This is a genomic window from Mesorhizobium sp. M1338 (genome assembly GCF_040318045.1).
Taxonomy (GTDB): Bacteria; Pseudomonadota; Alphaproteobacteria; order Rhizobiales; family Rhizobiaceae; genus Mesorhizobium.
The window spans coordinates 382,064-404,836 of the sequence record NZ_JAMYLL010000001.1; the positions used below are offsets into that span (position 1 = coordinate 382,064).

The 22,773-nt window shown below is 62.6% G+C and carries 17 protein-coding genes; 12 read left to right on the forward strand and 5 right to left on the reverse strand.

The annotated features are described in order from the left end of the window. The 7 genes from NKH19_RS01875 to amaB all read left to right on the forward strand — a co-directional run bounded on the left by NKH19_RS01875 (position 1) and on the right by amaB (position 9,069). Positions 1 to 2,412 (forward strand): circularly permuted type 2 ATP-grasp protein, encoded by a 2,412-nt coding sequence (locus NKH19_RS01875; RefSeq protein ID WP_352863445.1) that lies wholly within the window; start codon positions 1 to 3, stop codon positions 2,410 to 2,412. A 28-nt stretch (positions 2,413 to 2,440) separates the two neighbouring features. Next, positions 2,441 to 3,325, forward strand: a complete 885-nt coding sequence (locus tag NKH19_RS01880; RefSeq protein WP_352863446.1) for a transglutaminase family protein — start codon at positions 2,441 to 2,443, stop codon at positions 3,323 to 3,325. A gap of 141 nt (positions 3,326 to 3,466) precedes the next feature. Further along, positions 3,467 to 4,399 carry a glycosyltransferase family 2 protein gene (locus tag NKH19_RS01885; protein ID WP_352863448.1) on the forward strand — a complete coding sequence of 311 codons (933 nt, stop codon included), beginning with the start codon at positions 3,467 to 3,469 and terminating at the stop codon, positions 4,397 to 4,399. Positions 4,400 to 4,509: 110 nt separating this feature from the next. Then, positions 4,510 to 5,616: a DNA topoisomerase IB gene (locus NKH19_RS01890; protein WP_352863450.1), complete on the forward strand. Its 1,107-nt coding sequence runs from the start codon at positions 4,510 to 4,512 to the stop codon at positions 5,614 to 5,616. Between the two features lie 108 nt (positions 5,617 to 5,724). Beyond that, positions 5,725 to 6,099: a YciI family protein gene (locus tag NKH19_RS01895; RefSeq protein ID WP_352863452.1), complete on the forward strand. Its 375-nt coding sequence runs from the start codon at positions 5,725 to 5,727 to the stop codon at positions 6,097 to 6,099. Next, on the forward strand, positions 6,096 to 7,370 hold the full coding sequence (locus NKH19_RS01900) for an RNA polymerase sigma factor (RefSeq protein ID WP_352863454.1): 1,275 nt from the start codon (positions 6,096 to 6,098) through the stop codon (positions 7,368 to 7,370). Before NKH19_RS01895 ends, NKH19_RS01900 begins: the two co-directional genes overlap by 4 nt. 184 nt (positions 7,371 to 7,554) lie before the next feature. Further along, positions 7,555 to 9,069, forward strand: a complete 1,515-nt coding sequence (gene amaB / locus NKH19_RS01905; protein WP_352863456.1) for an L-piperidine-6-carboxylate dehydrogenase — start codon at positions 7,555 to 7,557, stop codon at positions 9,067 to 9,069. Positions 9,070 to 9,318: 249 nt separating this feature from the next. Here amaB and NKH19_RS01910 read toward each other — a convergent pair whose 3' ends face one another. The 4 genes from NKH19_RS01910 to NKH19_RS01925 all read right to left on the reverse strand — a co-directional run bounded on the left by NKH19_RS01910 (position 9,319) and on the right by NKH19_RS01925 (position 13,415). Beyond that, a complete protein-coding gene (locus tag NKH19_RS01910; RefSeq protein WP_352863458.1) occupies positions 9,319 to 10,182 on the reverse strand; it encodes a hypothetical protein in 864 nt (287 codons plus the stop codon). 371 nt (positions 10,183 to 10,553) lie between these two features. Further along, positions 10,554 to 10,886 (reverse strand): hypothetical protein, encoded by a 333-nt coding sequence (locus tag NKH19_RS01915; protein ID WP_352863459.1) that lies wholly within the window; start codon positions 10,884 to 10,886, stop codon positions 10,554 to 10,556. Between the two features lie 63 nt (positions 10,887 to 10,949). Continuing rightward, positions 10,950 to 11,804 carry an endonuclease/exonuclease/phosphatase family protein gene (locus tag NKH19_RS01920; RefSeq protein WP_352863461.1) on the reverse strand — a complete coding sequence of 285 codons (855 nt, stop codon included), beginning with the start codon at positions 11,802 to 11,804 and terminating at the stop codon, positions 10,950 to 10,952. Between the two features lie 147 nt (positions 11,805 to 11,951). Further along, on the reverse strand, positions 11,952 to 13,415 hold the full coding sequence (locus NKH19_RS01925) for a phospholipase D-like domain-containing protein (protein WP_352863463.1): 1,464 nt from the start codon (positions 13,413 to 13,415) through the stop codon (positions 11,952 to 11,954). Positions 13,416 to 13,923: 508 nt separating this feature from the next. Between NKH19_RS01925 and NKH19_RS01930 the strand changes: the two genes are divergently transcribed. Genes NKH19_RS01930 through NKH19_RS01945 form a run of 4 tightly spaced genes read left to right on the forward strand, consistent with a single transcriptional unit; the run spans position 13,924 to position 19,507 of the window. Continuing rightward, positions 13,924 to 15,372 carry a TolC family protein gene (locus NKH19_RS01930; RefSeq protein ID WP_352863465.1) on the forward strand — a complete coding sequence of 483 codons (1,449 nt, stop codon included), beginning with the start codon at positions 13,924 to 13,926 and terminating at the stop codon, positions 15,370 to 15,372. Between the two features lie 39 nt (positions 15,373 to 15,411). Next, positions 15,412 to 17,544, forward strand: coding sequence for a type I secretion system permease/ATPase (locus NKH19_RS01935; RefSeq protein ID WP_352863467.1), 2,133 nt, complete (start codon positions 15,412 to 15,414; stop codon positions 17,542 to 17,544). A gap of 42 nt (positions 17,545 to 17,586) precedes the next feature. After that, positions 17,587 to 18,876 carry an HlyD family type I secretion periplasmic adaptor subunit gene (locus tag NKH19_RS01940; protein WP_352863469.1) on the forward strand — a complete coding sequence of 430 codons (1,290 nt, stop codon included), beginning with the start codon at positions 17,587 to 17,589 and terminating at the stop codon, positions 18,874 to 18,876. Continuing rightward, positions 18,866 to 19,507: a ribbon-helix-helix domain-containing protein gene (locus NKH19_RS01945; protein WP_352863470.1), complete on the forward strand. Its 642-nt coding sequence runs from the start codon at positions 18,866 to 18,868 to the stop codon at positions 19,505 to 19,507. Before NKH19_RS01940 ends, NKH19_RS01945 begins: the two co-directional genes overlap by 11 nt. A 13-nt stretch (positions 19,508 to 19,520) precedes the next feature. Here the strand turns inward: NKH19_RS01945 and NKH19_RS01950 are convergent, their stop codons facing one another. Next, the gene (locus tag NKH19_RS01950; protein WP_352981589.1) at positions 19,521 to 20,456 is read right to left on the reverse strand and encodes a transglutaminase-like cysteine peptidase; all 936 of its coding nucleotides are present in this window, start codon (positions 20,454 to 20,456) and stop codon (positions 19,521 to 19,523) included. Positions 20,457 to 20,780: 324 nt separating this feature from the next. On the opposite strand from NKH19_RS01950, the gene NKH19_RS01955 reads away from it, so the two are divergent. Then, positions 20,781 to 22,773 (forward strand): VCBS domain-containing protein (locus tag NKH19_RS01955; RefSeq protein ID WP_352981590.1); only part of this gene is annotated, 1,993 nt, incomplete at its 3' end.

Consider the following 22,773-nt stretch of genomic DNA (forward strand, 5'->3'; position numbering starts at 1 on the left):
ATGGTAAAGGGGAATCACAAGAGGGTACGCGGCAAGCCGCGGATCCACAGCCTGCTGGAGCACTACCAGCCGATCGACGGCGTCGTCGACGAGATGGTCGATCCATCAGGCAATCCCCGTCCTGTCTGGAAGCACTTCATCGAAGCACTCGACGAACTGGGGCCTGAAAAGCTTAGCCAGCGTTTCGCCCGCGCCGACCAGTATCTGCGCGACGCCGGCGTCTACTACCGCGTCTATGACAAGGCCGGCACCAATGAGCGCGAATGGCCGCTGGCGCATGTCCCGGTTCTCATCGAGGAGAGCGAGTGGGCGGCGATCAGCGCTGGCCTCGTGCAACGCGCCGAGCTGTTCGAGGAAACCATCGCCGATATCCACGGGCCGAACCGGCTGATCGAAAAGGGCATCTTGCCGGCGGGACTGATCGCGGCCAGTCCGGAATATTTGCGACCCCTCATCGGCACCAAGCCACCCGGCGGTCATTTCCTGCATTTCTGTGCCTTCGAACTGGGCCGTGGGCCTGATGGCCAGTGGTGGGTGCTCGGCGATCGCACGCAGGCGCCGTCCGGCGCCGGCTTTGCGCTGGAAAACCGTGTCGCCACCACGCGCGCGCTGTCCGATATCTATGGCGAGATGCATGTGCATCGCCTTGCCGGCTTCTTCCGCCGTTTTCGTGATGCGCTGATCGGCATGGCCAAGGAAACCGACGGCCGCGTCGCCATCCTGACGCCGGGGCCGCTCAACGAAACCTATTACGAACATGCCTATATCGCCCGTTATCTCGGCATCATGCTGCTCGAAGGCGAGGATCTGACCGTTTCCGGCGGCAGGCTGATGGTGCGCACGGTTTCCGGCCTGATGCCGATCAGCGTATTATGGCGGCGGCTCGATGCCGCCTTCGCGGATCCGCTCGAACTGCGCGCGGATTCGCAGATCGGCACGCCGGGGCTGGTCGAGGCGATCCGCCAGGGCGCGGTTGCGACCGTCAATGCACTGGGCTCGGGCCTGATGGAGACGCGCGCGTTGCTCGCCTTCCTGCCCAAGATTTCGCGCGCCTTGCGCGGCGAGGAATTGCTGCTGCCGAGTGTCGCGACATGGTGGTGCGGGCAAGCGACCGAACGCGCGCATGTGCTGGCCAATATCGATCGCATGGTCATTGGCCCGGCGCTGTCGACGAGACTTGCCTTCGAGGATGACGACCAGACGAAACTTGGCTCGGCGCTGTCCGCCGGCGAGCGGGCGGAGCTGGTGTCGCGCATCGAACGCGATGGCGGCGACTTCGTCGGCCAGGAAGCGGTGACGCTTTCGACGACGCCCGTCTATGTCGGTGGCTGGCTGGAGCCGCGGCCGGCGAGCCTGCGCGTCTACCTGGCGCGAACACCCGAAGGCTGGACGGTGATGCCGGGGGGATTTGCCCGCGTCGGCCTGTCCCTCGACCCGACGGCGATCGCCATGCAGCGCGGCGGCCAGGCGGCGGATGTCTGGGTTGTCAGCGACAAACCGGTGGAGCGCGAGACGCTGCTGCCGCAAGAGAGCGACGGTTTCACCCGCACCAGGCCCGGCAGCCTGCCCAGCCGTGCGGCGGAGAACCTGACCTGGCTCGGACGCTACATCGAACGCTCGGAAGACACGGTGCGCATCCTGCGCGCCTATCATGTGCGGCTGGCCGAGACGTCCGATCCGGACATGCCTCTCTTGGCGGACATCAGGGATTATCTCGAACCTTTCGGGATCGACGTCGAAACGGCGATCCCGAAAGGGCTGATCGGCACGCTGGATAGTGCGGTCTACAGCGCCGGGCAGATTCGCGACCGCTTCTCGCCCGATGGCTGGCTGGCGTTGAAGGACCTGTCGAAGACCATCCATCAGTTCGCGACGACGGTGGCACCCGGCGACGACGCGACCCGGGCGATGACGGTCATCCTGCGCAAGCTCGCCGGCTTTTCCGGCCTGCTGCACGAGAATATGTACCGCTTCGCCGGCTGGCGCTTCCTCGAGATCGGCCGCCGGCTGGAACGCGGCATCCAGATCGCCCGCACTCTGTCCCGGCTGACCAGCGCCAAGGCGCCCGACGGCGCGCTCGACATGATGCTGGAGATCGGCGATAGCGTGATGACCCACCGTCGGCAATACCCGGTGCAGGCCGGCCGGCGCACGGTGATCGACCTGCTGGCGCTCGACCCGCTCAATCCGCGCTCCATCCTGTTCCAGCTCGAAAGGCTGAAGGCCGAGATCGGCCTGTTGCCGTCGATCGGCGGGGAGGGGCACATGTCGCCGGCGGCGAAGGAAATCCTGCAGCTCAACACCCAGATCGCCATCAAGGAGCCTTCGGACATGACGGCAAAGGCGCTGGATGAGCTCGCCCACGAAATCGGCGGCCTCTACAACAGCCTCGCCAAAGCCTATTTCGGCTAAGCTGGTTCCGAAACAAGAAAAGTAGTGCATGCTTTACGATATCAGGCTTCATCTCCATTACGACTATGCCGCGGCGGCTGGTGGTGGCCGCCATCAGATCCGCGTGCTGCCGTCGACGATATCCGGCGTTCAGCGCGTCATCGCCGCATCCCTGTCCTTTGCGCCGGCGCCCAACGAGCGTTCTGATTTTTCCGATTTCTTCGGCAACAACGTCACCTCGATCGCCTTTCGCGAGGCGCATGACACGCTCGACATAAGGATGAGCGCACGCGTATCGGTGTCGCGGCCCGAGCCTGGGCTCGACGTGTCGCCCGATATCGGCCGGCTCAGGCAGGAACTGGCCGCCGTGCGGTCGCTGGCGCCTGATACACCGCACCATTTCCTGACGGCCAGCACTCACGCCGGCATCGACGGTGCGATCACCGGCTACGCTCGGGACAGCATCACCGGCTCTGCCACCGGCACGGCGATGAACCTGTGCAATCGCATCCATCGCGATTTCACCTATGACGGAGAGGCGACCACGGTGCGAACCCGGGCCAGCGATGCCTTCAAGCTGAAGCGCGGTGTCTGCCAGGATTTTTCGCACATCATGATCGCCGGCCTGCGCGGGCTCGGCATTCCGGCCGGCTATGTCAGCGGCTTCCTGCGCACCATCCCGCCCAAGGGCAAGCCCAGGCTGGAAGGCGCCGATGCCATGCACGCCTGGGTCAAGGTCTGGTGCGGGCGCGATGCCGGCTGGCAGGAATTCGATCCGACCAACGGCATGCGGGCCAGCAACGACCACATCACCGTCGGTTATGGCCGCGACTATTCGGACGTGGCGCCGATCGTGGGCGTTCTCAAGACCACGGGGGGACAGGTCGGCGAGCAAGCTGTCGACGTCATTCCGGTAGTGCTCGAAAAAGCGTGAAAGCAGGTTGGTGCAGCGACCTCTTCGCTGTAATTCCGACGGACAAGACTACTTCTCAAACGCCGATGCAGCAGCTACTTTGCATTCGTTTCGAAGTGGACAATAATTGTATTCTTATGCGCGTTGGCGCGGGGTTTAAGAGTGATCAGCGTCGTTATTCCTGCCCACAATGCGGCGGCGACCATCGGGGCGACGCTGGCTTCTCTTCGCAGCGAGGCCGAAATCATCGGCGAGATACTGCTGGTCGACGACGCATCGACGGACGACACGGCAGCCGTTGCGCGGCAGTTCGCGGCGGAACTATCGTTGCCGTTGCATGTGCTGCCCGCCAGTTGCCGCGATGCCGGCGGAACCCGCAATGTGGCGCTGGCGGAGGTGCTCCATCCCTGGGTATACCTGATCGATGCCGACGACCTGCATCTGCGAGGCGGATTACGCTCGCTGCTCCGGAAGGCGCAGGAGCAGCCGGAAGCCGATATGATCGTGGGCGCCTACCGGCGACGGGTGAACGGCCAGGATCGACAGATCAAGGTGCCAAACGGCTATCAGGCCGCGTGCCTGGCAAACGCTGCCGCCTATGTGAAAGGCGACATACGGTCGGTCGCCGTGGGCAGCGTTCTGGCATCCCGAGCCCTGATCGGCGAGACGAGATTCCCGGTCGGATTGGCTTATGACGAGGACACGCTGTTCTGGGCGCGGCTGATGAGCAAGGCATCGCTGGCCATGGTTTCGCAACCCGTCATGGTCTATGAGGTTTCGCCGATGCGTTCCGACGACCGCTTTGCGATCAACCCGGTACGGCGCTTCCTGGATTGGCGCCGACAATTGCGCACGCTTACCGACTGCAGCATTCCGATGTCGGCGCTCAAGGCCAGGGAAGGGCTTGTCGCCCTCAAGATCGCCCGGGTCCATTATGCACGCGGCGATCTGGACACCGCGGCGCGCTTCCTGGCGGTGGCCGCGGCCGCACCAAAGCGTTGCTCGGAAGCCTGGCGCTGCCTGCGCTACAGGTTCAAGCTTGCGGCGCGGCGGCGCTTGTCACCGCCGTCGATCCAGCTGCAAGGCGCCCTGTAGGCGCCAGTTCCGCTGGGACCGACACTATACAGGCGCACAGTCTTTTCAGGCGGCGTGTGGAACCAGCAATCGGCCAGTGGCTTATCTACCGATATTTGCGCGGAGCTGACATGCTGCAGAAATCCGGATTGTCGCACAGCCGGTCGGCTGACGAAGACGCTGTGCCGAAAAATCGCGCGCCGAAGAACGGGTCGCAAAGCTCGGCCGATCATGCGTCGCTTACCTATGTCAGTGACGCCGAGCCGGGTATCCGGCGGCTGAAGACAAGCAAGGGGTTTTCCTACAAGGGGCCGGATGGGCGGCCCGTTGCGGATGCTACCAGGGCGCGTATCGAGGCAATCGTCATTCCGCCAGCCTGGACGGATGTGTGGATTTCGCCCGACGCCGACGGCCATATCCAGGCAACGGGCAGGGACCTGCGCGGACGCAAGCAATACCGCTACCATCCGCAATGGGCCGAAGAACGCGACGGCGCCAAATATTCGAGCCTCGTCGCCTTTGCCGAAAGCTTGCCGGACCTGCGGCGCAGGATCGACAGCGATCTGCGCCATACTGGTCTGCCGCTCGAGCGTGTCGTCGCCGCGGTCGTCTGGCTGCTGGACAACACGATGATCCGGGTCGGCAATGCCGCCTACGCCCGCGACAACAAGAGTTTCGGGCTGACCACGTTGCGTGACCGCCATGTCGATATCGTCGGTTCAAGCCTGCGGTTTGCCTTCAAGGGCAAGTCCGGCAAGGAGTGGAAGCTGAAGCTGATCGATCGCCGCATCGCTGGAATCGTGCGCGGCGCGCAGGATCTGCCGGGCCAGCAACTGTTCCAGTATCTCGATGAGGACGGCGGCAGGCGGCCGGTCCGCTCCGAGGACGTCAACCGCTATATCCGCGAGGCTGCCGGCGATGCGTTCAGCTCGAAGCATTTCCGCACGTGGGGCGGCACCATCCACGCCGCGTCGCTGTTTGCACAGACGGAATTGCCGGAAAGCCAGGCGCTGCAAAAACGGGTGATGAACAGCGTCATCGACAAGGTTGCCGAGCGGCTGGGCAACACACGTGCCGTCTGCCGCAAATGCTACATCCATCCGCAGGTCTTCGAAGCATGGTCAGAGGGGCAATTGCTGGACGAAATGGCCCGGGCCAGCAAGCGCAAGCGCTCGATCGATGGTCTGGACGACGAGGAAGCTCTCGTGCTGCGATGGCTGAAGATACGCGAGAGCTGACCGGGAGCGACGGAGCGTCGCCAAATCCGCAGCATCGGGATTTTTTTATCGACGCCGTGTCGGGATCGGTCTTACTGTTTCGTCCTTTGACAGAGAAAAGGACCAAGCATGCTCTACGCAATCCTCTGCTATGCTTCCGAAGATGTCGTCTGCTCCTGGAGCAAGGAACAGGACGACGAGGTCATGGCCAATCTCCTCGACGTCCAGGACAAGTATGCCAAAGCCGGCCGGCTAGGTCCGGTGGCAAGGCTTTTGCCGACGACCGCCGCGACGACGCTGAGGAGGGTCAAGGGCGAAGCGGTCGTCATCGATGGTCCGTTCGCCGAGACCAAGGAACAATTCCTCGGCTTCTACACGCTCGAATGCGCCGATCTCGACGAGGCCGTGGAATTCGCTCGCGAACTTTCCGAGGTCAATCCGAGCGGCGGCTCCTACGAGATCCGGCCGGTCTCGGTCTTCAACCGCAACAAGGTCCCGGCATGACCGAACTCGCCTGGATCAGCTCCGCGATTAGCGCCGCCCGTCCGCAGGCGATGGGCGCGCTGCTGCGTTATTTCCGCGACCTCGATACGGCGGAAGAAGCTTTCCAGGATGCGTGCCTCAGGGCCATCAAGAACTGGCCGCAGAACGGGCCGCCGCGTGATCCCGCGGCGTGGTTGATCTTTGTCGGCCGCAACAGCGGCATCGATGCGGTGCGCAAACGCGCCAAGCAGGCGCCGATGCCGGAGGAAGACCAGATCTCGGACCTGGAAGATGCCGAGAGCGATATCGCCGAGCGGCTGGACGGAGCGCATTACCGCGATGACATCCTTCGGCTGCTGTTCATCTGCTGCCATCCCGACCTGCCGGCAACGCAGCAGATCGCGGTGGCGCTGCGGATTGTCTCGGGCCTCACCGTCAAGCAGATCGCACGCGCCTTCCTGGTCGGCGAAAGCGCCATGGAGCAGCGCATCACCCGCGCCAAGGCGCGCATTGCCGACGCTGGCGTGCCGTTCGAGACGCCGGGCGCGGTCGAGCGGTCGGAACGGCTCGCCGCTGTCGCCGCCATGGTCTACCTGATCTTCAACGAAGGCTATTCGACCAATAGCGGCGAGGCGCCGGCCCGTGCGCCGCTGTGCGAAGAGGCGATCCGGCTGGCACGGCTGTTGCTGCGGCTGTTCCAGACCGAGCCGGAGATCATGGGGCTGACGGCGCTGCTGCTTCTGCAGCACGCGCGCGCACCGGCCCGTTTCGACGATGGCGGCGAGATCGTGCTGCTCGAGGATCAGGATCGCAGCCTGTGGAGCCGCAAGATGATCGATGAGGGGCTGGCACTGGTCGACAAGGCGCTGCGCCATCGCAAGCCCGGCCCCTATCAGGTGCAGGCGGCTATTGCCGCGCTGCATGCGCGGGCTGAAAAGGCCGAGGACACGGATTGGAACGAAATCGACCTGCTCTACCGCCTGCTCGAGCAGATGCAGCCATCACCGGTGATCACGCTCAACCGGGCCGTCGCGGTCTCGAAGGTGCGTGGTCCGGCAGAGGCGCTCGCCATGATCGAGCCGCTGGAAGAACGGCTGTCCGGCTATTTCCACTTCTTCGGCCTCAAGGGTGGGCTTCTGATGCAGCTTGACCGGGGGGAGGAGGCGCGCGTCGCCTTCGACCGGGCCATCGCGCTTGCCAATACGGCGGCGGAAGCCGCCCATATCCGCATGCATATCGACCGGCTGATGAAGGACGGTGTCGTTCGCGCACCGACACAAAAGGCAAACTGAGCGCCGTCTGCATGTCTGGCTCAATCGTGTCGCCCGGGCTTGGACCATGCCGGGGTGGCGATTCTTCCCCGAAACGAGTAATGCCACGCCATGACTGTGCCCGAAGTGCTGACCGGCACGCGGGCGACATTGCGCGAGCATTGGTTCAACGCCATCTGATGGCGGTGGATCTGAAAGGGACAAAATGACGATAGCGAAGGAAACGATCGAGCTTCTGGCGAAACTGGGTGTGGCCGAGGGCGCGCTTACGGGCGGCGATCTAATCGTGCGCAGCCCGGTGACGGGCGAGCAGATCGCGGCGCTGAAGACGATCTCGCCCGCCGATGCAGCCAAGACCATCGATGCCGCGCACAAGGCCTTCCAGGCCTGGCGGATGGTGCCGGGGCCCAGGCGCGGCGAACTGGTGCGGCTGCTCGGCGAGGAACTGCGCGCGCATAAGGCCGAGCTTGGCCGGCTGGTCTCGATCGAGGTCGGCAAGATCCCGTCCGAGGGGCTCGGCGAAGTGCAGGAAATGATCGACATCTGCGATTTCGCCGTCGGCCTCTCCCGGCAGTTGTACGGCCTGACCATCGCCACCGAGCGTCCGGGCCATCGCATGATGGAAACCTGGCATCCACTCGGCGTCGTCGGCGTCATTTCCGCCTTCAATTTCCCGGTCGCTGTGTGGTCGTGGAACGCAGCACTGGCGCTCGTCTGCGGCGATGCTGTCGTGTGGAAGCCGTCGGAAAAGACACCGCTGACCGCACTTGCCTGCGAGGCTATCTTCAAACGCGCCGCCAAGCGCTTCGGTGCGGAGGCGCCGCAGGGCCTGGCGCCGGTGTTGATCGGCGACCGTGCCGTTGGCGAGATACTGGTCGATCACCCCAAAGTGCCGCTGGTTTCGGCTACCGGCTCGACCCGCATGGGCCGCGACGTCGGCCCGCGCCTGGCCAAGCGCTTTGCGCGCGCGGTGCTGGAGCTTGGCGGCAACAATGCTGGCATCGTCTGCCCGACAGCCGATCTCGACATGGCGCTGCGCGCGATTGCCTTTGGTGCGATGGGCACGGCGGGCCAGCGCTGCACGACGCTGCGCCGGCTGTTCGTGCATGACAGCGTCTATGACGCCCTGGTTCCACGTCTCAAGAAGGCCTACGAAAGCGTCTCGGTCGGCAATCCGCTGGAGACCTCCTCGCTGGTCGGGCCGCTGATCGACAAGGCCGCCTTCGACGCCATGCAGAAGGCGCTGAAGGAAGCCGCCGCCCACGGTGGCAAGGTGACCGGCGGCGCGCGGGTCGAGAACGGCCACCCGGATGCCTATTACGTGCATCCGGCGCTGGTCGAAATGCCCAAGCAGGTGGCCCCTGTCACGGAAGAGACCTTCGCGCCGATCCTCTATGTGATGAAATATTCGGATTTCGACGCCGTGCTCGACGAGCACAATGCGGTGGGCGCCGGTCTGTCGTCGTCGATCTTCACCCGCGACCTGCAGGAATCCGAGCGTTTCCTCGGTGTCGACGGCTCGGACTGCGGCATCGCCAATGTCAACATCGGCACCTCGGGCGCCGAGATCGGCGGCGCCTTCGGCGGCGAAAAGGAAACCGGCGGCGGCCGCGAGAGCGGCTCCGATGCGTGGAAGGCCTATATGCGGCGCGCCACCAACACGGTGAACTACTCCAAGGCGCTGCCGCTCGCCCAGGGCGTCTCGTTCGATATCGACTGACGGGGGGCCGGGGGTTGGGCATCGGCGGTGTCGGCAGCTTTTGTGCCGGCAGCTTTTCACGATAGGAATTTTTTCTTGACTCCGTGACCTCAGCTATGGTAGATATTCGTCCATGGTGCTGATTTGCGCCACTGACCCGCCGCGCAGGCGGGTTTTTCGTTTCCGTCAGCCAATGCGCCGGCGAAGGCTGCGAAGGAGCCCGTTAAGTTCGTTGCCCTGGGCGTCTCCCGCACGGGGATGCCCAACCGATCAGCTGTCTGCCGGCTGGTCAAAAGCCGCGTCGAAAGCGGCATCGACTATGGCCAGCTTGGCGGCCTGGACGGTCATGTATTCCTGGTAGAAGGTGCTCGACACCCACATCACCGAATGGCCGTGTTGGCCGAGCCAGCCGATGCTGCCGAGGTTCTCGGCAGCGCGCAGCTTGCGGGCGAGGTGAGTGCGCGACAGCTTGAGCCATTTGGCGAAATCGCCGATCGAAACCACGCTCGTCGCAATCCGCTCCAGGCCTGCATGATCGGGGTCGATGCCCGACATCAGCCAGTCCATGACGATGCCGCCATTGTTGAGCCAGATGAACAGGGAAAAGGTCTGGTTGGGTTCGCGCACCGGCGCGGAGGCTAGCAGGCCGTCCGCCACTAGAGGCTGCAGCATGGCAACCATTTCGGGATGCTCCAGGAATCTGGCCAAGCGGTCTGCCCCGTCGAGGCGATCCAGCGTCCGCAAATGGGCAAGGACCCAGCCGGTAAAAGTCTGCACGGTTGCCGCTGTCGGCTGCAAGGGGTGGGTACGACCGTCGCCACCCGACACGTATTCGGCAATGTGGTAGTGCAGCATCTCCTTGATGAAAGCGTCGGCCGTGTTGCGGCTGGCCACCGCGTGCTGGTGCACGAATTCGATGAAACGCGATACCGTCAGTTCCTTGCGACGGTCGTGCGGGTCGCGCCTGAAATGCATGGCGAGGCCGACATGGCCCATCAGCCAACGCTGCTGCGTGGCGAAAATGGAAGCCAGCCGCGGGCTGTCTTGATAAATCTGGATCAGGGCCAGCGACTGCTCCTGAACGCAGCGATGCAACGCCGGATGACCGGCAATGTCTTCCAGTTTCAGCGCCATCTCCTGGTGTTCCGGCTCGACTCCAAAGCGAGTTGCGCTCCAAATTTTTCAGCCTTCGGCGGCTGTGTCCAGAGGGTATCAAATAGCGAGGTTAGGCCCTGTCCGGGTAGCGACCGGTTCATGACGCCCGCGCCCCGAAAGTCGCCGGAGGCGCCGTGCGATCATTGCGGCGTGCGATCAGCCGTTTGGCTGAGCAAACCCTGCTATGCGCCACCGCCCGTAGCGGCGAGAACCGGCAGGCCGAGAGGCATCATTCGACGCCTGGCAGGGCCGCCGACTTCGGGTGGTAGCGCAATTTCGTCAGCATTGCTCTTACGGGGCCGAGCCGGCCTAGCTTTGTCGCAAGCCGGCTTATACGGAGCAAGCTCAGATTAGCCGCAGACGCGGACCTGCTCGATCACCCTGTGGTGATGGCGCCAGTGCTTGACCAGTTCGATATGGCAGCGATGACGCCGGTGGTGGCGGCGATACTCGCCATCGTTATAGTCGCCATATTGCACGTTCTCGTCGTCATCATACTGGTTGTCGTAAATACGCCGGTCGTAATGGCGGCGAACGACGATCTCGCCATTGTCGAACTGATCCTCCGGTGAATACTGGTCGCCGTCGTCGGACTGGATAATCACGCTTTCGGCTTGCGTGGGTGCCACGACTGCCGCTGTAGCGGCGAATGCCAATACGGAAGCTAAAATCAATTTTTTCATCCGGTCCTCCTGCGAATTCAAGACATATCAACTCGTGGAAGAACCGGCCGTTCCACAGAAAATCTACACGCTTTGCGACGCCTGGGACATCAAACCGTTATCGGCGTCAGCCATGCGCTCCAGTTGGACAAAGGCCGTCAACGGCAGATGGTCGGATGCAACCCGCGAAAGCGGCGTGTCATGCGCGTCGACGGCGGCAATCATGCCGCGCCTGTTGGCCATGATGCGGTCGAGCGCCAGCAGCGGCAGGTTTGAGGGGAATGTGGGGACCGCCGGCGGCTGCGGGCCGAACGTCGCATGCAGCGTGTTGAGCGCGGAGCGGTTGCCGAGGCGCCATTCGTTGAGGTCGCCGAGCAGCAAGGTCGGCGTTTCGTCCGGGCTGTTCATCAGGTCGAGCACGACACGTGCCTGCTGGGAGCGCGAGCGGCGCAGCAGGCCAAGATGGGCGGCGATGATGCGCAGCGTCCGGCTTCCATCGAGGTCGATCTCCGCCACCACCGCGCCGCGCGGCTCCAGTCCCGGGAGCTTGATCTGATGCACGTCACGAACGACGCCCTTCTTGAACAGCAAGACATTGCCATGCCAGCCATGGCCCTTGCCGGTCGCGGAAATCGGCACCGGAACCAGGCCGGTTTCCCGCTCGAGCCGGGCCAGGTCGAGAAGCCCAACACGGTCGCCGAAGCGGTTGTCGGCTTCCTGCAAGGCAATGACATCCGGATCGATTTCGCGGATGACGCGGATGGTCCGCTCCGGGTCGAACTTCCTGTCGACGCCGATGCATTTGTGGACATTGTAGGAGGCAACCAGCGTCCCGGTGGTGGCCGTCGTCTTGTGTGCAGCGGCGTTTGCCTTCCGCATCCGGCGGTCACGGATGGATAAAAGCATGCTTGCCGGGAGGCTGCGTCCGGTCATGCGCATCGTGTGCCTACCATGGCCGCTGCTTTCACCATGCACCTCAAATAGAATCTTTCAGTCTATGTTCCATGATTGGCATCAAACTATCCGTCTAACACGTCGTTTTGTTGAAGATGGGGTGAACTCATCCAAAGATAAGGCTAAACCCATCTAGAGATAAGGCGAACCGAGCCAAAGGGCCCGGTCGAACAATCTGATAAGAAACGGCCGGGCCCGCAACGCTTCCAGCGTGACCGGTACGGCCGTTTCGAGCGCCGACCGGATGCGCGCTTCGATCTCGCTGGCAAAGCCGGCGTCGAGGATCTCGAGGTCGATCTCAAAATTCAGCCGCAGCGACCGGGCGTCGAGATTGGACGAGCCGACATAGGCCCACACGCCGTCGATCGAAAGCAGCTTCGAATGGTCGAAAGGCCCCTCCGTGCGCCAGACGCGGCAATAGTGTTTCAGCACCTGGTCGAATTGCGCCGTCATCGCGCGGTCGACCAGGAAAAGGTTGTTCACAGCCGGCACGACGATGTCGATTTCGACACCTCGCCTGCCCGCGGTTATCAGCGCACTGATCAGTTCGCGGTCCGGCAGGAAATAAGGCGACATCAGGCGGATCGACTTGCGGGCGACGGAGAAGGCACCGATCAGCAGTTTGTGGTTGGTTTCGTTGCTGGCGTCCGGGCCGGACGCCACGGCCCGCACCAGCATCGGCACGCCGGGCGACGGCGACAGCGGGGCAATTCGCCAGTCATCACCCTTCAGCGCTTCGTTGGTGGCGAAACGCCAGTCCTCGGCGGCAATCGAGAAGAGGTCGGTGACGACCGGACCGGTCACCCGGAAATGCGTGTCCCTGGCGCTGTTGGAACCGGCAAACTCGGCGGAGAAGCCCTTGCGGATGTTCATGCCGCCGGTGAAGGCGACCATGCCGTCGACCACGAGGATCTTCCTGTGGGTCCTGAGATTGGCGTAGGGCAGGCGCAGGCCCATGACGATGTTGCCGTTGAAGACATCGGCGGGAATGTTGGCCTCGCGTAGATGCCCAAGGATGCTCGGTACGGAGTAGCGGGCGCCGACGGCGTCGATCAGCACGCGGACGGTGACGCCACGCCGGACGGCGCCGGCCAGCGCTTCGACGAAGAGCAGGCCGACGGCATCATTGTCGAAAATATAGGTCTCAAGCAGGATGCCGCGCTCAGCGCCATCGATCGCCGCGCACATAGCGGCATAGGCCTCGTCGCCGGTCTCCAGCACCTCTATGGCATTTCCCGGCGTGAGTGCGCGCCGCGCCACCCTGTCGCCCAGTGTTCTCAAGCCGGTGAATCGCGGCCCGTATCGCTCGACGATCAGGGCCTCTTCGGCGGCGATGTCGCGCTCATGCTTGGCGGACACCGGGTCGCCGGCAAGCGGACGCTGCGCGGTGATCGTGGCACGACGGATGCGGTTGATACCGGCGACGGCATAGATCAGCACGCCGAGGATCGGCGACAGCACCATCACGCCGACCCAGCCGGTAGCGGCGCGGACATCCTCCTTGGTCATGACGGCGTGAACGATGCCGACGGTCGCCATCACCACGGAGATGACCGCGAGAATTTGGGGCCAGTGAGTCGCCAGGGTCTCCAACATGGCCGAGACTATCCAGCGAGCGATTGCAGAAGGCAATGCGGCCGGTCTCCCGGCCTGACCGCGGCGTTCGACCGTATGGTTGCGTTAAGCGCGCGTTGAGAGGAAGCGGGTCAGTCCGCGACCAATGGGCGTTTTCCGGAGCAGGGTCGCCGCCGATGACCTAATTCTCGACGCGGCACCTCGTGGAACCGTCCGAAATAGCGATCCGACCGCGGCTTCGGCCGCCAATAGCCAGTGTGATTCTGGCTGCATCGGCCAGCGGGCGTTCGTTTTCTTGTGCTTTCCCACACGTGGCGGCGTCAGGGTACAACCGCAGCGGGTCGATATCTATGTGCCATTTTTGCTACATCCCGCGGCTCTTCTGATCTGAATCGCCTTTTTAGTGGCAGCTAAACCAATAATCGCTCACAGATTTCATGAATCTGTGAATAATCCATCGACGGACAGGCCTTGGCTTGGCTATAGCGCTCAAGAATAGGGGCGCTGGGGAAACGTTAGGGTGGGTTTTATGAACACGACAAGCATGTCGACCATAGGCAAGCGCCTTGGTCTTTTGATGGCGGCCACCATGCTGACCTGCGGGGGCGCTCATGCGCTCACGCTCAAGGAGGCGATGGCCGTCGCGGTGGAATCCAATCCCGAGATTGGACAGGCAATCGAAAACCGCGAAGCAATCGAGTTCGAGTTGCGGCAGGCCAAGGGCCTCTATCTTCCCAGTGTCGATGTCGAGGCATCGGCCGGCGTTCGCCGGCTCGACAATCCATCCCGGCGCTCGCTTTCCATCGAAGACGACGCGCTCTATCCGGCTGAAACGGATCTTACCGTTTCGCAGACGCTTTATGACAGCGGCGCAAGGCGGGCCGAATTGAACCGTCAGGCATCGCGCGTCGACGGCGCTTCATTCCGTGTGCTGGAACGGTCCGAATTCATCGGGCTGTCCGTTGTCCAGGACTATCTGGAGTACATGCTGCAGGCTTCGATCGTTGTCGAAGCGAAGAAAAATCTCGGCTTCCACCAGGGCATTCTCGGCGACATCCGGCAAGGCATCTCGGGCGGCGCGCTGAACGAGGCCGACCGGCAACAGGCCGAGGAACGGCTGTTCGCCGCCAAGGCGCGCATGCAGGAGGCGACCGAGGAACTGGAAGCGGCCAAGATCCGCTTCTTCAAGACCGTCGGAAAGCCACTGACCAGTCCTTCGAGGCCGGGCGATGTTTCGGCCGCGCTCCCGCGCTCGCTTGACGAAGCAATAGGGTTGGCGCGGGAAAGCAATCCGCGCGTGCACATGGCCAACAGCGACATCGACGCGGCGGCTTCCCTCGTGGATGCCGCGCGGGCAAAATTTGGCCCCTCCATCATCGCTGAAGGTCGCGCCCGGGCGGGAGCCGACATTGACGGCGACGATGGCGACACCACCGACCTGCAGGCGCGTGTGGTCCTGCGCTGGAATCTCTATCGCGGTGGTATCGACAAGGCCAACGAGCAGGAGCAGATCCGCCGCACAAGCGAACAGCGTCTGGCCTTGCATCAGGTCCAGCGCGAAATCGAGGAGGCCGTTCGCACGTCATGGGATCGCCGTTTCCGGCAAGCCGATCTGGCAAAGACCCTGAGGCAGCAAGCCGCCGCCAGTGAGAAGCTGGTCGCTTCCTATCGCGAGCAGTTCAAAGTCGGACAGCGTTCGCTGCTCGACGTGCTGGATGCGCAGAATACGCGGTTCAACACCGCAACGCTGGCTGATACCTCGTCCTATGCATCGCTGTTTGCCCAGTACCGGCTTCTTGCCGCGACCGGACAGTTGCTGAAAACGATGAACCTTCAGCCGGCGAAACAAGCGACGGCCTATGCGCGAACGGAGTTTGCGGCACCGGAAACCGCGGACACTGAAACCTATGCGCGGACGCCGTCGGAGCAGAAGAACGACCTGCCTTTCGACATCCTCGCCCCGGTGAGGAAGAAATAAGACGACGCAAGGTCCAGCGAGAGTCCCGACGGGCAGATCGTGAACCAGCAACCAAACATTCTCTCCCCCAAGGAGGCGTTCAAGGCCTGCTTCTCAGCCGTTGCCGGATATCTCGGCAGGCCGAGCGCGGAGACGGTGCTGTTTGCCGGCGTGCCGCTCTCGGACACGCGAATTGAAGTCGACGACATCCGGCACCTTGCCGAGCGTATCGGCATGGAAGTCACCGAGTTCAGCCACCGCGACTTTCTCAGGGGCCGCATCGACCTGCCCGCCATCGTCTTTCGCGTCAGCCAGTTGCCCGTTGCCCTGCTCGCTCAAACCGAAGACGGTGGGTATATCACCGCGCCCCAGGAAGACGGCCGCACCGCGATCGGCAGATCGGAACTCGCCGCCAGCTATATCACCGGCGGAGCGTCCTTCTCGATCACCTATGCCAATGCCGCCGAGGGCATGTCGGTCGGCTCGGCAGCCAAGATCGAGCGAAGACACTGGCTTACCGGAACGATGGGCGCTTTCTGGCGCACCTATTCGAAGGTCGTTCTCGCGGCGGTGTTCATCAACGTCCTGGCCATAGCCTCGCCCATCTTCACGATGAACGTCTACGACAGGATCCTGCCGAACAAGGCAGTATCGACACTGTGGGTTCTGGCGATCGGCATTGGCGCCGTCATCCTGTTCGATCTGCTTTTGAAGACGGCCAGGGCTTCCCTCATCGATTATGCCGGGCGCAAGGCGGATATTCGGATATCGTATCTTCTGTTCGAGAAAGTGCTGAACTCGTCGCTGTCGGCGCGTCCCGGTTCGACCGGCGAATACGCAAACAGGGTCACGCAATATGAGTTCGTCAGGGAGTTCTTCACCTCGAATACCATCAGCGTGTTCATCGACACGGCATTCGTCTTCGTCTTTCTCCTTGTCATCTATGCGATAGGCGGCTGGCTGGTGATCATACCGGCCCTGGCCTTCGTGCTGTCGGTCATCGTCGGCTTGATCACCCAGCGCCGCATCGGCAAGCGCGTCGCCGCCTCGATGAACGAAGCTTCGCAACGCCAGGCCCTGCTGGTCGAATCCATCTCCACGCTGGAGACCATCAAGTCGTTGCGCGCCGAGGCGTATCTGCTGCGAAAATGGGGAGAGCACTCCAAGAACGCCGCCAACACATCCGAGAAGATCAAGCAACTTTCGGCGGCCGCGGGCAACATAACCCAGTCCATACAACAGCTGGTGACCGTCGCCCTGGTCGTGGCCGGCGCTTATGCCTTCTCGGAAGGGCATGTTTCGACAGGAGCAATCATTGGAACGGTGATGCTGGCGAGCAGGGCCGTGGCTCCGCTCGGCCAGATCGCCATCACGCTGTCCAGGTTCCGCCAGGCCATGCTCTCGTTGAGAATGGTGAACTCGATCATGGCTCAGCCGGAAGACAGACCGGACACGGTGGGGTTCGTCAACCGCCCCATTCGCAACGGGGCGATGGTGTTCAGAAACGTAGGGTTCGTCTATCCCGGCACGGAAAACGAGGTTTTGACCGGCCTGAATTTCTCGGTGAAGCCGGGTGAACGGATCGGCATCATCGGCCGCATAGGATCGGGAAAGACGACGATGGGTCGGCTGATCGGCCGGCTTTTCCTGCCGACCTCCGGCGAGTTGCTGCTGGATGGGATCGATATTCGCCAGTATCACCCGTCCGAGGTTCGCGCCGCGGTCGGCATCGTTGCGCAGGCTGGCGACCTGTTCTCGGGCACGATCAAGGAAAACCTCCTGATGGCATGCCCCGAGGCTAGCGATGAGCAGATCATCGAAGCCGCGAAGGCCGCCGGCGTCGACGAGTTCGTCTCGCGCCACCCGCGCGGCTACGACATGAATGTCGGCGAGCGCGGCACCAATCTTTCCGGCGGCCAGAGGCAGACGGTGGCGATCGCGCGCCTGCTTTTGACCAAACCGAAAATCGTCTTTCTGGATGAACCATCGGGCTCGATGGATCTCGCATCGGAACGCCAGTTGATAAAGCAACTCAAAGTCGCCTTTGACCGCGACACGACGCTGATCGTCTCCACACATCGCTTCAGCATGCTTGAACTGGCCGACCGCCTGATCGTTATCGAGCGGGGCAAGATCGTTGCCGACGGACCGAAGGACCAAGTCATACAGGCGTTGCAGAAAACAAGCGCCTGATAAAACAAATAGTAATGCATACAATGCGTTGGGGCGTGGGAAATGCTTGCCAGGGAAGATCGACCGCCGCTCTTTGCGTCGGCGTCCATATTCATCATAGGAGCGCTTTTTGTCGTTTTTGTCGCCTGGGCATCCTTTGCCGAAGTCGATGAGATCGCACGCGGCGACGGCAAGGTCATACCCGCGTCCAAGACCCAGATCATTCAGGCGAGTGAAGCCGGTGTCGTTCAGGAGATCGCCGTGACGATCGGCCAGATCGTCAAGAAGAACGATCTCATCATCCGCCTGGACAACACGCTCAATACGTCCAGTCTGGGCGAGCAGCAGGCCAAGGCGCGCGCGCTGGAAGTGCGCATAGCAAGGCTGAAATACGAACAGGGCGGCAATCTCTCGGGCCCATTTCCGTGTCCCCAGGACATTCAGTCGATCGCTCCGCAAATCTGCGACAACGAACAGAAGCTGCTCATCGCCCGACGCGGGAATTTCGACAACAAGCTATCCGTGCTCAAGTCGCGCCTCGATCAGCGTGAGAAGGAACTGGCCGAGGCGATCGCCAATTCCGACCGTCTGACCAAGAACCTGGCCGTCAGCGACCAGGAGGCAAAACTGGTCGACGCGATGGTCAAGAAAGGCCTGATGGCAAGGACCGAGCAACTCCGGGTAGAGCGTGAACAGACCGAACTCAACGGTCAGCTGAACCTGGCGGGCGAGACCATCAAGAAGGGCAAGGCGGCGATCACGGAAGCCCAGCTTCAGGTCGAAGAACTCGGCCTGCAACTGCAGCAGGAGGCGTTGGACGACCTCACCCAGGCGCTGGCGGACCTTTCGGTGGTGGATGAAACCATTAGGGGGGCGACCGACAAGGTGGCGCGCACCGATATCCGGTCTCCGGTGGACGGCATCGTCAACACGCTGGAGCTGAACACGGTCGGCGCCTTCGTCCAGCCTGGCGCCGTCGTGGCCGGCATCGTGCCAACGTCCGAGACTTTGCTGGTGGAGGCGCGGGTCTCGCCACGGGATGTCGCCTTCATCCGCCCCGACCAGGAAGCGCTTATCAAAGTCACCGCCTATGATTTCTCGATCTTCGGCGGCATCGAGGGCAAGGTCTCCAACATCACGGCCGACAGCCTGGTCGATCAGAAGACAGGGGAACCCTATTATCAGGTGCGCGTGTCGACGGACAAATCGACACTTCAGAGAGACGGCAAGGCCTATTCGATCATCCCCGGCATGATCTGTTCAGTCGACATCAAGACCGGGCGCAAGACGATCCTGCACTATCTCCTGAAGCCGATCAACAAGGCGCGTGAGGAGGCGATGAGTGAGCGGTAGCGCCAGCCTTCATCATGCCGATGGCGAGCGGCTGCTTCCCGCGGTCACGGCCGAGGATTTTGGGCTGGAATTTCGGGTCGTGGCGCGTGGCGGCATACGGCGCGGCATCCGTCTGGAACGGGCATTCTGGGTCTCGCTGAAACAGCTGGCCGAACGCAGGAAATGCACGATCGGCATGCTCATCGACGAGATCGCCGAAAGCCAGGCACAGACAGGCAACCTGACATCCGCGATCCGCGTGGCCTGCATGCGTGGATTGGCGGACGAAAACCTGACTTTGCGAAGGCTTGCGTCGATCAATACCATCAACGCCATACTGATCGCTTGCCCGTCACCGGCCTTTGCCTTGGCGTCGTCGAAGAAGATCCTGACGTTCAACGCGCCGTTCCAGCAGCTGGTCAAGCGTCAACTGCCGATCGCTCCGAGCGATGATGCGCGCAACGACCTCAAGCTGGCGCTGGACCTCAATGTGGCTGATATCTTCTCGCGGCTCGATGCCAATGGCGAAACGCCGGTGGCCACCGGCTTTGTCATCGGTGCCGGTGAGCGTCGATACCGGGGTCAGTTGAATGCGGTGCGGGCCCCGGTGCTCGAGCCGGAGTTGCTGATGGCGTTCGTCTTCGGCGGCTGAATACACCGCAGACCTATGGCTGAAAACCTTCGCCAGGCGCGACGGTGGCGAAACCGCCCTTGATGTCGGCCATCTGGGCTCCGCCCGGTCTGGAGCCGTGGATCCAGGCCCGGTCCGTGCTGAACGAATAGAGCGGAACGTAGTCTGGCAGATCGCTGTCGCGCACAACGGTGTTGCTGAGACTGTCGAGAATGAAGGTGCCGCTGCCCGTGCTCACCGACAGCACCGCGTGAAAGAAGCCTCTCTTGCGGTCCTGGAGAACGACCAGCGCCATGTTTCGCGTTGGAATGCCGGCCCTCAGCAGAGCCGTCATCTTGAGGATGGCGAAATCCTCGCAGTCGCCGGCCCGCCGTTCGAGAATTTCCGACGGCGTCGCCCAATAGTCGAGCTGGCCGTAGACGACGCTGTCTTTCCTGTAGGCGATCAGGTGATTTACGCTGCTGTTGACGAAGGATAGTTTCTCGCTGAAGCCCTTGCCTTGAGCGGCGGAGACCATGCCGGCAAAAGCCGCGCTCTTGCGCTCGCAGTCGCTGCCCGCCGAGCAGGCGGTGATTGCCCGGTAGACCGGCGCCCAGCGAGCAGCGACGGGAAAGTTGCGCATCGACAAGGCAACCGATCCGAACACGCCCGGAATGATCGACGCCGTCTGCACCGGATCTATCCCGGCTCGCGCCATTGACGGGCTGTCGCCGGCATCGGCAACCGCCGGGCCATAGCCGCCGAACATCATGCCGATCCGGTAAGGGGCCGCAGGCTGCCAGGGCTGAGGCCTCGCCAGCGACACGCCGCCGAGGCAGGGTGGCGTCTGGACCCTTTCCAGAGGCGTGCCGGCAGCGGCGACATCTCTGGAAACGGCGTTCGCGGATGATGGCCCCGCCAGGCCGACAAGCCCGATCGCCAGCAGGAGCACCTTGAGCCCGGTTTTCCCCAGGGAGTTTTCTTTTTTCATGACGCCCACCTTTGACTGTGGACGCTACCAATCTTGTCTCAAATTATTGGAAAGGAAGGTAGGTAACTTTCCCCCAAATCACTTCATCTGTTTTGCATAAAATTTTATACAAATTTATACTTCTATTTACCAAGGAATCGCGGCTCGCCCCCATCCATTCGGTCCTCGCGGACGTCAATATATATCAGGTTATATTGGTGTAGTTTACCACGTGTAAAAAATGCCGAATCATGCATATGGGAATATATGAAATAGATTGCAGTGCTGTTGCAAAGCAGAGGTGGCCACTGTCTCTTTCCGGGAAATGACGGAGGGGTTTCAGCAATGACCACCAATATCGATTTGGACAGCTTTTCGGGTTCCAGGGACGACCATTCGGCATCCGGTGAACACAACAGTCAGTCATCGCCGGCAGAGATGCGGGTCGCACAAGCAATTTCGACGCAGCCCGCGCCGGCAGCGTCCGAACCGGTGCCGGTCGATGTCGGCGGAGCGCCCGCCAAGCCGGAAGCGCCCGCGACGGCAAACGCACCCGCGGCGACGCACGAATATGTGGCTGACGCTGGCAATATCGTAAAGCTTCCGTCCAACGTTTCCATCGACAACATCAAGGTCGACGGCAACAACCTTGTGCTCGAACAGGCCGACGGCTCGGTGATCGTGATCAAGGACGGCGCCTTGCACGTGCCGACCTTCATCATCGGCGACGTCGAGGTGCCGCGCGTTGCCTTGCTGGCAGCGCTGGAAGCAAGCCATGTAGATGTCGCCTTCGGCGCCGACGGTTCCATATCGGCCGGCCCCGGCGGTTCGAATTCAAGCGCGGGCGGAGACTTCTCGGTCCCCCCCGGCGGCATCGGCGACGGCTTCGACCTGTCGGCCCTGCTCCCGCCGACGGCCTTGCAGTTTGGTCAATTGGACCGGCGCGAGCTGTTCCCCTCGATCGTCGACAGGCAGGTTACAGTGACGGCCACGTCCTTGCTTGCTCCGAGCGAAGCGGCCAGCGAAACCGGCCTTGATGGCGGCCCGACACAATCGCCGGGTAGCGACGCACCGAGCCATTCGGAAACGTCCGGCAAGGGAACGATTAGCATCGATGCGCCGGATGGAATTGGCTCGATCGTCATCAACGGCGTCACCGTCACCGGCGTCGGCCAGCAGATCCCGGGCGATTTCGGCTTCCTGACGATCGTCTCCTACAATCCGAGCACCGGTGCCATCGAATACAATTACACGGTGACCGAGTCGGTCACTCATCCCAATCAGACGAACGGATTCGATCCCAACGATACGGTTCCGGACAATTTCAGCATCACTGTCACGGATGTCGACGGCGATACGGCCAGCACCACCTTCGCCGTCGCCATCGTCGACGACGTGCCGACGGCGGTTGCCGATATCGACAGCATCGCCGCCGGCCAGTTCGGCCCCGCCACGGGCAATGTACTTGTCGGCGGTACGGATGCGGGTGATGGCAATACCACGGACGGCATTGCCGACACCCAGGGCGCCGACGGGGCGACGGTGGTGGGCGTTGCGGCCGGCAACACCAATACCGATGTCACTGACGCGGCTACGCTCGACGTGCCGTTCCAGGGCGCCTACGGCAAGCTGACGCTGCACAGCGACGGCAGCTATACCTACGTGCGCGACGCCGGCACGCCCGGCGGCGTCAACGACGTCTTCACCTACACGATCAAGGACGGCGACGGCGACACTTCGCACACCACGCTGACGATCTCGATCGGCAATTCGACGCCTGTCATCACCGACCTGACGCCGGAGGCCAATGGCGGCGATGTCGTCGTCAACGAAGATGACCTGCTGGCTATCCGCGGAGCCGGCGAATCGGACGGCTCCGACACCGCCAAGGAAAGCGCAACGCAAGGCGGCACCTTCACCATCTCCTCGCCCGATGGCATCGCTTCGCTGACCATCGACGGCAACGCCTTCATCACCGACGGCGTGTTCACGGGCGGCTCGTTCACGACAGCGCTCGGCAACACGCTGACGGTGACGGGCTACAATGCCGCCACCGGCGAGGTGAGCTACGCCTATACGCTGGTCGATAATGAGGCGCATGCCGCCATCCAGGGTCAGAATAGCGCGTTCGAGAATTTCACCGTCACGCTGACGGACCAGGACGGCCAGAGCGACAACGGTACGCTCACTGTGAACATCGTCGACGACGTGCCGCAGGCCAACAATGACGGCCCGGTGACGCCGGCCGAGGATACGGCGGTGGTCATCGACGTGTTCGCCAACGATGTCGCCGGCGCCGACGGCGTCGATCTTGCCAGCGGCATCGCCAAGGCGAGCG